The 11,715-nt window shown below is 64.6% G+C and carries 11 protein-coding genes; 7 read left to right on the top strand and 4 right to left on the bottom strand.

Features of this window, described 5'->3' with window-relative positions; genetic code table 11:
• The first annotated feature begins 72 nt into the window (after positions 1 to 72).
• Entirely contained in the window at positions 73 to 1,530 is a 1,458-nt protein-coding gene (gene purF / locus EG850_RS06460; protein ID WP_124971704.1) for an amidophosphoribosyltransferase, read from the top strand.
• A gap of 107 nt (positions 1,531 to 1,637) precedes the next feature.
• Here purF and EG850_RS06455 read toward each other — a convergent pair whose 3' ends face one another.
• From EG850_RS06455 to EG850_RS06445, 3 genes are all read right to left on the bottom strand, one after another.
• Entirely contained in the window at positions 1,638 to 2,888 is a 1,251-nt protein-coding gene (locus EG850_RS06455; protein WP_124971702.1) for a TsoY family (seleno)protein, read from the bottom strand.
• 188 nt (positions 2,889 to 3,076) lie between these two features.
• On the bottom strand, positions 3,077 to 3,382 hold the full coding sequence (locus tag EG850_RS06450) for a hypothetical protein (RefSeq protein WP_124971700.1): 306 nt from the start codon (positions 3,380 to 3,382) through the stop codon (positions 3,077 to 3,079).
• 268 nt (positions 3,383 to 3,650) lie between these two features.
• Entirely contained in the window at positions 3,651 to 4,007 is a 357-nt protein-coding gene (locus EG850_RS06445; RefSeq protein WP_124971697.1) for a sterol carrier family protein, read from the bottom strand.
• 165 nt (positions 4,008 to 4,172) lie between these two features.
• Here EG850_RS06445 and purD point away from each other — a divergent pair, with 165 nt between their 5' ends.
• Complete coding sequence (gene purD, locus EG850_RS06440) at positions 4,173 to 6,503, top strand: phosphoribosylamine--glycine ligase (RefSeq protein WP_124971695.1); 2,331 nt, start codon at positions 4,173 to 4,175, stop codon at positions 6,501 to 6,503.
• 360 nt (positions 6,504 to 6,863) lie between these two features.
• Here the strand turns inward: purD and EG850_RS06435 are convergent, their stop codons facing one another.
• Positions 6,864 to 8,060, bottom strand: coding sequence for an AI-2E family transporter (locus EG850_RS06435; protein WP_235829234.1), 1,197 nt, complete (start codon positions 8,058 to 8,060; stop codon positions 6,864 to 6,866).
• A gap of 141 nt (positions 8,061 to 8,201) precedes the next feature.
• On the opposite strand from EG850_RS06435, the gene purS reads away from it, so the two are divergent.
• The 5 genes from purS to EG850_RS06410 all read left to right on the top strand — a co-directional run bounded on the left by purS (position 8,202) and on the right by EG850_RS06410 (position 11,546).
• Positions 8,202 to 8,555, top strand: coding sequence for a phosphoribosylformylglycinamidine synthase subunit PurS (purS, locus tag EG850_RS06430; RefSeq protein ID WP_124971691.1), 354 nt, complete (start codon positions 8,202 to 8,204; stop codon positions 8,553 to 8,555).
• Positions 8,556 to 8,557: 2 nt separating this feature from the next.
• Positions 8,558 to 9,253: a phosphoribosylformylglycinamidine synthase subunit PurQ gene (gene purQ / locus EG850_RS06425; RefSeq protein ID WP_124971689.1), complete on the top strand. Its 696-nt coding sequence runs from the start codon at positions 8,558 to 8,560 to the stop codon at positions 9,251 to 9,253.
• Between the two features lie 157 nt (positions 9,254 to 9,410).
• Positions 9,411 to 10,406, top strand: a complete 996-nt coding sequence (locus EG850_RS06420) for a DMT family transporter (RefSeq protein ID WP_185714967.1) — start codon at positions 9,411 to 9,413, stop codon at positions 10,404 to 10,406.
• Between the two features lie 64 nt (positions 10,407 to 10,470).
• The gene (locus EG850_RS06415) at positions 10,471 to 10,926 is read left to right on the top strand and encodes a DUF3817 domain-containing protein (protein WP_185714966.1); all 456 of its coding nucleotides are present in this window, start codon (positions 10,471 to 10,473) and stop codon (positions 10,924 to 10,926) included.
• A gap of 35 nt (positions 10,927 to 10,961) precedes the next feature.
• On the top strand, positions 10,962 to 11,546 hold the full coding sequence (locus EG850_RS06410) for a hypothetical protein (RefSeq protein ID WP_124971683.1): 585 nt from the start codon (positions 10,962 to 10,964) through the stop codon (positions 11,544 to 11,546).
• Positions 11,547 to 11,715: the final 169 nt, after the last annotated feature.

The following is an 11,715-nucleotide window of genomic DNA, read 5'->3' as shown; positions in this document are numbered from 1 at the left end:
CGACGCTCAACAAAGTGACAGAATGGTGAACGGCCAATTCTCACGCCCGATCCAAAGGGAGCGCCATTCACCGTGTGCGGCATCGTCGGTCATGTCTCGACCAGTCCCGTCAACCAGCAGATCTATGACTCGCTGCTCCTACTGCAGCACCGGGGTCAAGACTCCACCGGCATCGCCACTATTGAGGGCAACACGCTCTACCGGGTGAAGGCGAAGGGCCAGGTGCGCGAGGCGTATCGCACGCGCGACATGCGTTCGCTGCTCGGCGAAGTTGGCCTCGGTCACGTGCGCTACGCGACGAGCGGTTCGGCGAAGAACGAGGATGAGGTGCAGCCGTTCTACGTGAACGCGCCCTATGGCATCGTGCTCGTGCACAACGGCAACCTCACGAACACTCGCGAGCTCAGCGACGAGCTGTTCAACATCGACCGCCGTCACCTCAACAGTGATAGCGACACCGAGCTGCTGCTCAACGTGCTCGCGAACGAGCTGCAGAACTCGATCTCAGAAGAAGATCTCACCCCCGACCAGGTGTTCGACGCGGTGAGCCACCTGCACCAGCGCGTTGAGGGCTCGTACGCCTCGATCGCACTCATTGCCGGCCACGGCCTCCTCGCGTTCCGCGACCCGTTCGGCATTCGTCCGCTCGTGCTTGGTCACCGCCTCGACGACAACGGTCGCGATGAGTGGGTGGTTGCATCCGAGTCGCTCGTCGTGGATGCGGGCGGGTACGAGCTCGTGCGCGAACTCGCGCCGGGCGAGATGGTGTTCATCACGACCGCGGGCGAACTGCACACGCGCGAGTACGACGGCCCGACGCGGCTCGCACCCTGCTCATTTGAGTACGTCTACCTCGCCCGCCCCGACTCGGTGATGAATGGCATTTCGGTGTACGACACCCGCCTGCGCATGGGTGAGAAGCTTGCGCGCAAGGTCGAGCGCGAGATTCCGCTCGACGAGATCGACGTGGTCATGCCGATTCCCGACTCGGCCCGCCCCTCGGCGATGCAACTCGCGCAGACGCTGGGTCTCCCCTACCGCGAGGGTTTCTACAAGAACCGCTACATCGGCCGCACGTTCATCATGCCGGGCCAGAAGGTGCGCAAGAAGTCGGTGCGGCAGAAGCTCAACGCCTTGCCGCGTGAGTTCGAGCGTAAGCGGGTGCTGCTCGTCGACGACTCGATTGTGCGTGGCACCACCTCGCAGGAGATTGTGGAGATGGCGCGTCAGGCCGGCGCTGCGAAGGTCTACTTCGCGTCGGCCGCCCCGGCCGTGCGCTATCCGCACGTCTACGGCATCAACATGCCGACGCGCGGCGAGCTGGTGGCTTCGGCGCGCACCGTGGAAGAGATCTGCTCGGTCATCGGTGCGGATGCGCTCGTCTACCAGGATGTCGACGACCTCTTTGCCGCGATCACCGAGGGCACCGAGATGACCGAGCTCGACATGTCGTGCTTTACCGGCGAATACGTCACCGGCACCGTGACGCCGGAGTACCTCGCGTGGCTTGAGCGGACGCGGTCGAGCTAGCCGCCTCCGCGTGCTGAAGCTCTCGAAGCCGACACTTTGTCTCGCTCACGCATGCGGCCGCTCGAGGTACCCGTACCTCGAGCGGCCGTCTGCGTGAGTGAGACGAACTACCGCGCGTCAACCAGCTCGCGAGTGGCGGGTGCAGCACCCGCCGGCAGCGCATCCTCTCCACGGAAAAGCTGGTTGCGCAGCAGCACAACCATGCCCACGATCGTGACGATCTGCACGACGAAGATGATCGCGAGCAGGGCCAAGTAAACCGGGCCAAACTTCTCGACAACACCGTTCTGCACGAGGCCGACGTGCAGGCCGAAGAAACTGAGCACACCCAGCGCAACGCCCGGGCACACGAGGGTGAAGGCCACCGGAGACTGGTGCTTCTTGGTGAGCACGTAGTCGGTGTAGAAGCCGTTGCGGCGCATAATCGCGTGGCCAAAGAGCAAGAACGCGGCCTGAGCAGCAATCGCCACGGCGAGAATCACCATGAGTTCCTGCGATCCGCCGACGTGCGACTCGGCACCGGCATTCGCCCCGAGTGTTGCGAGGCCGTGGTTGTCGCGGACCATCGTGATACCCCAGAGCGTGAAGATCGGCACTGGCAGCCACATGGTGGCCGAGTTCACCGGCGCGAGGCCGTGGCGGAGCATCGATTTGAGGCCGAGCGGCAGCATCACCGCAAAGACGAGCATCGAGACGATCATGAAGAATATCGAGCCGATGAGGCCGACCGTCACCGTCGCGATGTTCGAACTCATGGCCGCGCCTGCGGCGAGACCCACGCCGACCATTGCGAAGGCAAACGAGCCGAGCAGCTGGTTCATGCCTGTGTTCGCCTCGAATGAGAAGCCGCCGGTGAAGATGCGAGTGACGAATCTGCCGTAGATACGCAGGGCGAGCACGCCGATCGCACCGAAGACGAGGAGCGCGATCGGGAGGAGCAGCTCGATGACGTCCCAGATGTTCGGCACGAGCGTCGCACCGGCAACAAAGAGGCCGTTCAGGGTCATCGCGAGGGTGAGGGGAATGGCCATGAGGGTGACCCCGGCATTGCTCGCGCGCAGCTTGTCGTAGGCGGCAGTTTCGCGGAAGGCGGCGAACTCGCGGAGGTTCCAGACGAGGAGCACGAGGTGGAGCAGCACGAAGAACACCTGGCCGATGTAGCCCACGGCGATGAGTGCCCGCAACACTCCGTCACCGGCGACCCAAGCGGCATTGATCGAGTTGAAGGTCGGAATCGGCGTGGCCGGGTGCGGCGTGAGGAACATGAAATACATGAAGAAGAACGTCGCCATGCCGCCTGCGCCGAGGGCGGCGAGGAAGTAGAGGGGCGAGTACTTCTCGCCGAGATTGCGGAGCATTCGAATCCTTTGTGTCGAGGATGCGGCCCGGATGCGGGACCTCGCCAGATACCCTAGGGGGTATATTTTCGGAGTGCAACCGGCCGCGACGTCAACCCGCCCGTGGCTGGGCGCGTGATTTCGTCACGAATACGCCCCCTCGAAGTGCATCTACCTCGAGGGGGCGTATCTGTGACGAAATCGTCGACCTAGTCGTCGACGCGCGTGATGGTGGCTGTGCCGGTGCGGCGACCAACGAAGAAGTTGACGATGAGTCCGATGACGAGGAAGAGCAGCACCGAGAGCGCGGTCACAAACACGAGCAAGAAGCCGAATACCTGACCACGGCTAAATTCGGGATGCTCTGGGAACGCAAACGTGAGGATCGCCGCGAGGATTGCGCCGACGATCGCGCCGAGCCACATGAATGAGCTGAGCTTGGCGCTGCGACGCACGACGGCGTTGAGTTCGCGCGGCGACTCGGATGCGGACGGCTGGGTTTCATCGGAAGGCATGCCTGCCATTATCCCCTGTCGTTGTGTGCTGACGCTCTCTAAGCGGGCCTCGATGCGGCCTGCGGCCTACTCGACCAACCAACAATTGGGTGGTCGAGCAGGAACGCAGCGACCCACCCCCTATTGGTTGGTCGAGTAGGAGTGCAGCGACGAATCGAGACCACCGGGCCCACCCGCGGGCGTCTCGATACGGCCTTCGGCCTACTCGACGAACCAACAACTGGGCGGTCGAGTAGGAGCGCAGCGACGAATCGAGACCACGGGCCCCTCAGCGCACGAGCGGCAGCGCCCACGACACATCGGCCCGCACGCCGGAGGCGCGCACCTCACCTGAAGCGAGCGCAGCAGCCCACCCCAAAGCACCGGTCGCAAGCGAAAGCCAGGTCTCCGCATCCAGCTCAATGACGTTCGGTGGTGTGCCGCGCGTGTGCCCCGGGCCCTCCACGCACTGCACCGCACCAAAGGGCGGCACCCGCACCTCGACCGACTTGCCCGGCGCCCGATCGGCGAGCGCCTGCAGTGTCCACCGCACCGCGGTCGCGACCACCTGCCGCGAGCGATCCCCCGACGACCAGGCGTGCACGGCCGCAAGCCCTGCCGCATCCTCAATTCGTCCCCGTGCCATGCACCCATTCTGCCGCGCGGCTCGCAACTCCCCCTCTCATGGCGAACTCTCCCACCCATGGTTGGGCCATTTGACCACGAGAGGGCCACTTGCGCGCGGCCTCACCTGCGCAGCACGCGGGCGAGCCAGCGCCCGCCCGTCCCACAGCCCGGTAGCCTGGCAAGCGTGAAGATTCTTGTACTTGGCTCGGGCGCGCGCGAGCACGCCATCGTCACCTCGCTCGCCAATGAGGGTGAGCACCAGCTCATCGTCGCGCCCGGCAATATCGGCATGTCCGATCAGGCCGAGCGCATCCGCCTCGACAGCACGCAGCCCGACCTCGTCGCCAACTTCGCCCGCACCGAAGATGTCGACCTCGTCGTCATCGGCCCCGAAGCCCCGCTCGTCGCCGGAGTCGCCGACGCGGTGCGCGCGAAGGGCATCCCGGTGTTCGGTCCCTCCCGCGCCGCCGCGCAGCTCGAGGGCTCAAAGACCTTCGCGAAAGACATCATGCAGCGCGCCGAGGTCCCCACCGGCCGAGCCCAGCTCTGTCACGACCTCGACGAACTCGTCGCCACTATTGACGAATTCGGCGCGCCCTATGTGGTCAAGGCCGACGGCCTCGCCTCAGGCAAGGGCGTCATCGTCACGAGCGACCGCGAAGCCGCCATCGCGCACTCGCAGCAGTGGCTCGCATCCGGTCCCCTGCTGGTCGAAGAGTTTCTCGACGGGCAAGAGGTCTCGCTCTTCTGCCTCAGCGACGGTGACACCGTGCGCGCGTTCCCGCCCGCGCAAGACTTCAAGCGCCTCCTTGACGAGGATGCTGGCCCCAACACCGGCGGCATGGGCGCCTATACGCCGGTGCCGTTCCTCAACGACCGCTTTGGCGGTGAGCAGGCGTTCATGCAGCAGGTCATTGACGAGGTGGCGCAGCCTGTCGTCGACACCATGCGCGAGGCCGGAACCCCGTTCCAGGGTCTCCTCTACTGCGGCCTCATCGTCACGGCCGCAGGCATCCGCGTGATCGAGTTCAACGCTCGTTTCGGTGACCCCGAGACGCAGGTTGTGCTCGAGCGCCTTGCCGAACCGCTCTCGGCGCTTCTGCTCGCATCCGCGAACGGCACGCTCGACGAGCACGGCCCGCTAGAGCTCAACGACAACGCTGCGGTCACCGTGGTGCTCGCATCCGAGGGCTATCCCGAGAGCGTCATCACCGGCCGCGAACTGCACGGGCTCGACGCCGCCGCCGAACACGGCGCGCGCGTGCTCCACGCCGCCACCGACCAGGGCCCCGACGGCGAGTCCCTCATCGCAACCGGCGGCCGGGTGCTCAACGTCGTCGCCACCGGCGCCACCCTGCAGGAAGCCCGCCGCGGCGCCTATCAAGCCCTCGGCCACATCGAGCTCGAGGGTGGGCAGATTCGCTCCGACATCGCGCAGATTGGTGCGGCGACCCAAGACTCGATGCTCGCCCGCGACGGCGCGCTCACGAGCACCGAGGTATTCGCCGCCGCGGCCGCTGACCAAGCCGCAAGTGACATCGACCCGAACCCTGAGGCACCCGCAACGCCGGCCCCGAAGCTGTCAGAGACACCGATCGCTGCCGCCACCGCCGAGTCGCGCGGCTTCAACCTCAACTCGGTGCGTCACCCGCAGCTCGACGGCTGGCACCACATCTACTCGGGCAAGGTGCGCGAGGTTTACGAGTCCGACGATGACCGGGATGCGCTGCTCATCATCGCCTCGAACCGCGTCTCGGCCTTCGATCACCTGCTCGAGCCCGAGATTCCCGCGAAGGGTGCGTTGCTCACGCGCCTGTCGCGCTGGTGGTTTGATCGCCTCGATGTGCCGAACCACCTGCGTGAAACCGCGGGCTGGGATGCGGCACTGACCGATGACATCGCGGCTCGCGCCATGCGCGTGGCGAAGCTCGACATGTTCCCCGTCGAGTGCGTTGTGCGCGGCTATCTCACCGGCTCGGGTCTCAAGGAGTACCAGGCCTCGGGCACCGTTTGCGGCATCGAGCTCCCCGAGGGATTGAACGACGGCGACCGCCTCCCTGAGCCCATCTACACCCCGGCGCACAAGGCGCCGCAGGGTGAGCACGACGAGAACATTTCGTTCGAGCGCACCGTCGAACTCATTGGCGAGGATGCGGCCACGGCACTGCGCGAGCTGTCGCTGCGGATCTTTGCCGAAGCATCCGCCATTGCTGAAGAGCGCGGCCTGATTCTGGCCGACACGAAGTTCGAGTTTGGTCGCGACCCCGAAACTGGCGAGATCACGCTCGGTGACGAGGTGCTCACCTCTGACTCATCGCGGTACTGGGATGCGCATGCCTACGCCGACGAGTCGCTGCCGTTGGCCGTGCGCCTGGCGTCGTTCGACAAGCAGATCGTGCGCAATTGGCTTACCGAGAACTGGGATGGCACCGGCACACCGCCGGAGCTACCCGAGGAGATCGTGGAGCAGACCCGCGCCCGCTACGAAGAGCTGTTCGAACGGCTCGGGGTGTAGCCGGCGCCACAAGTACGAGCGAAAACGCTAAGTGGGAGTCCCGTGGGGCTCCCACTCGGTGTTTTCGCTCACAGTTGGATGCACGCAGGTCACTTTCGCTCGCACACCCGCCACAAACCCGACCAAAAACGCCAAACCCGACCCATGCATCGCCCAGGTATGGCGTGAAGGCTCGAAACAAGGCTCGGGGTTGGCGTGAAGGGTCAGGGGTGGGGCGCTTCGAGGGCCTCAGCGCGCGACTTGGCCAGGCCTCAACGCGCGACTTGGCCAGGCCTCAGCGCGCGACTTTGCTGCGCCAAAGCCGCGGAGCGAGCACCCGCGCGACGGGGGCTGCGCCTCATCGTGCGAATCGGCTGCGCCTCAGCTCGCGTTCGCGTCGCGACGGGCAAGTGCCCGTTCGCGGGCGGCGCGCCAACGTTCGGCCATGCTCTCGCCGTCCGCATCCTGTTCCAGCGCTGGCAACGGCTCAGTCCACGCCTTCACGAGCGCCCAACCAACAGCAGTCAACGGCACCGCAATCAGCGTGCCGATGATGCCGCCCAGCACGGTACCGACGGTCAAGGTGAGCAACACCACAAGTTCGTGCAGCGCGAGCGACTTGCCAAGGACGATCGGTGAGAGCAGATTCCCCTCGAGCTGGTTCACGAGCACCACAATCGCGACCACGATAATCGCCGGCACAAACCCATTCGTCACGAGCGTCACGAGCGCCGCAATCACCCCGGCGAGCGTCGCGCCCACGACTGGGATAAACGCACAAATGAACACCACGAGCGCAAGCGGAATCGCAAGCGGCACCTGCAGAATCACGAGTCCGAGGCCAATGAAAATCGCATCCACGAGCGCCACGATCACGGTGCCGCGCACATAGCCACCGAGCACGGCAACCGCGCGGGTACCCATGAGTTCAGCGCGACGGTGCTGCGCATCCTTGAGCGGACGAATGAGGAACGACCAGATCATCGGCCCGTCCTTCACAAAGAAGAACAGGATGACGATGAACAGCACAAGCCCGGCGACGAACGCGCCGACGCTACCGAGCCCGGCCGCAACACCAGAGCCGAGCGCACCGTAGTTGAGGTTCGAGATCCAGCCCTGCACGGTGGCCCAAAGCTCGTTGATGTTCTGTTGATTCAGTTCGAACTGCGGGAAGGTCGTGTTCCACCAGCTGATCAGCTGATTCACGCCATCGAGCGTGCGATCAGACAGCAGCGCCCACTTGTCGGCCACCTGCGCAACAACGATCGCAATGGCACCACCGAGCACCACCACGAGCGCGAGCAGCACCGTCACGGTGGCGAGCACCCGCGGCCAGCCGCGACGCACGAGCAACGACACGAGCGGCGCGAGTGCCGCGGCCACAATCAGGCCGAGAAGCAGCGGAATCACCACGAGCGACACCTGCTGCAGGCCCCAAATCGTGACGGCCGCCACGGCGAGAATCACCAGCACCTGCACCGATCGAGTCGAGACGACGCCGAGCCCATCGCGCCAAAGGTCACCGACGCGCGCTGGCATCCGCAATCGACCCTGCTCGTGTTCCTGTGCCTGGTGCATCCGCATCCCCTCATTACTCGACCGTGTGCACGCGGCGACGATGCACCGGTCACCCGACTAGGATGTCAAAGGGTATCCGCCGCCACATTCAGGGTGTCCCCCGAATGTTTCATCGCCGCCGCGTCAACGTCAGGAGTTTCGATGCCGAAGATCATCGTGCAGGTCATGCCGAAGCAGGAGCTTCTCGATCCGGCTGGAAAGGCCGTGCAGCGCTCGCTCGCCGGTGGCGGCCAGGGCCACTTCACCGATGTGCGCATCGGCAAGCGCTTTGAGATTGTCACTGACCGCGAGGTTTCCGCTGAACTCATGGACGAGGTCGCGAAGCTCGCTGACGAGTTGCTCTCGAACGGCGTGATCGAAGACGTCATCTCGATCGATGTGGCCGAAGACGAGCCCTTCGACCCGTCGCAGACCGAGACGGTCACCGACGATGGCTTCCTGCCGACCGGCGCCTCGAGCGACCAGCAGGCTGTCGCGAACCACGAGCAGGCCTAGTCATGCGCGTCGGAGTTATCACTTTCCCGGGTTCGCTCGACGATCGCGACGCCCAGCGCGCCGTTGAGATCGCTGGCGGCACCCCGATTGCCCTTTGGCACGCCGACCACGATCTTCAGGGCGTGGATGCAGTCGTGTTGCCTGGTGGGTTCAGCTACGGCGACTACCTGCGCTGCGGTGCGATCGCCTCGCGCGCACCGATCATGGCCGAGCTCAAGGATGCAGCAAACAAGGGCCTGCCCGTGCTCGGCATCTGCAATGGCTTCCAGATGCTCGTCGAGTCGCACCTGCTGCCGGGTGGCCTCATCCGCAATGCCGGTGGCCGGTTTGTCTGCCGTGACCAGCGTCTGCGCGTCGAGAACATCGACACCGCGTGGACGAACGCCTATGAGCAGGATGAAGAAATCACCATTCCGCTCAAGAACGGCGAGGGTGCGTACATCGCCGATGACGAGACGCTCAAGCGCATCGAAGGCGAGGGGCTTGTCGCGTTCCGCTACCTCGGTGTGAACCCGAACGGCTCGCTCAACGACATCGCGGGTCTGCGCAATGAGCGCGGCAATGTGGTGGGCCTCATGCCGCACCCCGAGCACGCGGTGGAGCCGGGCTTTGGTCCTGACACTCCTGAGCGGATGCGCTCGGGCATCGATGGTCTCGGTATGTTCGCGAGCGTGTTGCGGAGCCTCGCGCAGGCGTAGCTCGCTCTTCACTGGCTGCGGGGGCTCGATACGGCCTTCGGCCTACCCTTCGAGAGCCTCAGGGCACCGCTCGAAGGGTAGCGAAGCGCATCATGACCACCACCGTCATCTCGACTCAACACCCCACATGCAACCTTCCGACAACTCCAAAGAGCCGGTGACCGGGCAAGTCCCGATCATCGGCTCTTCGCTGACGCCAATCACTGCGTCGATTCCGGTGATTTCGACCGGGTCACCTGCGGTCGAGCGCGCTCGGCAATCGCGCGAAATCTTCGGGTTTCTCGAGCGGGTGGATGCGCGGCTCCTTGCTGTGGTCGCATCTACCGCGGTCGGCATTGGCCCGGTACTCATGCTGCTCTCGGGTGAGAACGCCGCGACGACCGTGCTCTTCCGTTTTGGTATCGCGCTCATCCCCCTCGCCGTGCTCGCGATCATCGAGTGGCGCATGAATGGCCCGCTGAACCGGCGCCACACTTTGATTCACCTGCTCGCGGGCGTGTTTTTCGGCATCGACCTGGGTCTCTGGACACCGGGCATGATGCTCGCGGGCGCGGGTGTGGCGACCGTCGCGGGCAATATCCAGGTGATCATCGTGCCGCTGTTCGCGCTCATCGTCTTCCGCGAGCGCATCGGTCGACCATTCCTCTGGGCGATTCCGGTGATGCTCACCGGGATTGTGCTCATCAGTGGCGCACTCGAGCAGGGGGCGCTCGGCCCGGATGTGCTCATCGGAGTGTTGCTCGCCACTGCCTCGGGCTTCGCCTACGCGGGTTATGTGCTCATCGTCGGTCGGGCGCCGTCTCACGGGCATGCCGCGACGCAGGCCTTCCTTGCCGCGTTCATGTCGATGGTGGTGGGCACCTCGATCGCCTCGCTCTTTGGCGCGCCCAACTTGACGCCCGAGATCGGCCCCTTGCTCATCCTGATTGCCATGGCGCTATTCGGGCAGGTGATTGGCTGGATGGGGACGACAGCTGCCCTGCCCCGGCTCGAAACGGCAACCGGCTCGACGCTCTTGCTCGTGCAGCCGCTGGTGGCGGTGCTCGGCGGACTGTTCATTCTTGGCGAGCACATCACCTGGATGCAGTGGGCCGGTATCGCCGCAATCATCGCGGCGGTGTGGTTCATCGCGATGACCTCGCGTGCGAAATAGGGCTGCACCGGCCACCAAATGCGAGCGCCTCTACGCTCGTAGCACCCCGACTAGGGTGGATCGGGTGACCCCATCCCGTTTGCTGCGCATCATCTCGGTCGTTGAAGCGTGTACCTGGGCTGCGCTGCTTTTCGGTATGGCCGCGAAGTACGGATTCGCGCCGGAGCTCGGCGACACGCTCGTCGCGTTCGCCGGCTCGGCGCACGGCGTCGCCTTCATTGCCTATCTCTTTTTCGGCCTCGTGATTGCGGTGGCCGGCCGCTGGCCCTGGCACGTGATGCTCCTCGGTGGGCTCAGCGCAATTCCGCCGTTCGCAACCCTCTTGTTTGACTGGTGGGTCGAGCGACGCGGCCTTGTGCCCGCATCCTGGCACGATGACTCGCCCCGAGCGTGGCGCGAGGCGCCGGTGCTCGCCAAGCTGCGCGGTGTCGTCGACTGGACCTTCGCGCATCCGATCACCCTGATTTGCATCGGAATTGCCGCCTTCTTGTTTATCCTGACGCCAGCGATCGGCAGGTAGGCTCGCGCCAATAGCGCCGCGTGAAAGGTGACGCCATGGCCGACGAGCACCCGCCGAGTGATCCACCGCGATCACCGTATGCGCCTGACGCTGCGGATGGAGCTGTGCCACCGCCAGCGTCTGCACCGGCGGCAGTGAGCGCGTCAACACCCAACGGCGGCCGGTTCAATGCCCGCACCAAGGCGCCCCTTCTTGCCGCACTTGTCATCATCGTGAGCATCGCTGCCGCATTCGGTGGCCGTGTCATTGCCGATCTGCCGAAGTACCCGCTCTCGGCGAACTCGAATGTGCGCCAGCCTTGGATTTCGTCAAACGTTGCCAGCACTTGGTCGCCCGAGGGCAACCAAACCGACGAGTTGAAAACCTGGACCAACGAGAGCGATTGTCTCGCGAATGCCGAGTCAGGTTGGTTGAGGATTATTCGGGAAGAACCCCGGCTACCCGAGACTGGCGTGCAAGCTGATACAGGCATCGACACTCCACGCAATGACGCCGAGGCCACCGAAGTGCTCATCACCGAGTACCTCGGCCTGGTCACCAATTTTTTCACAAACGGTCACCGAGGTGGGCACGCTTTGGGTCGACGCTCACAGTTTCCCCGGCCGCGTCGAGGAAGTTGAATTGCGCATACTCCGCGTTGATTCCGCGAACGGCACCGCTTACCACGCGGTTCGCCCGTTCAATTTGAGTGAGAATTACTTGCTCATTTCGTTCACCTGCTTCGGCGACGTTGAAACTGATTTCACCGAGTTCGAGCGCTTTGTGCATCGCCTCGGAATCTCGATTCGA

The organism is Gulosibacter macacae, assembly GCF_003865375.1.
GTDB lineage: Bacteria > Actinomycetota > Actinomycetes > Actinomycetales > Microbacteriaceae > Gulosibacter > Gulosibacter macacae.
The sequence above is the reverse complement of the archived record's forward strand: the minus strand, read 5'-3'. Positions and strand labels throughout refer to the sequence as shown.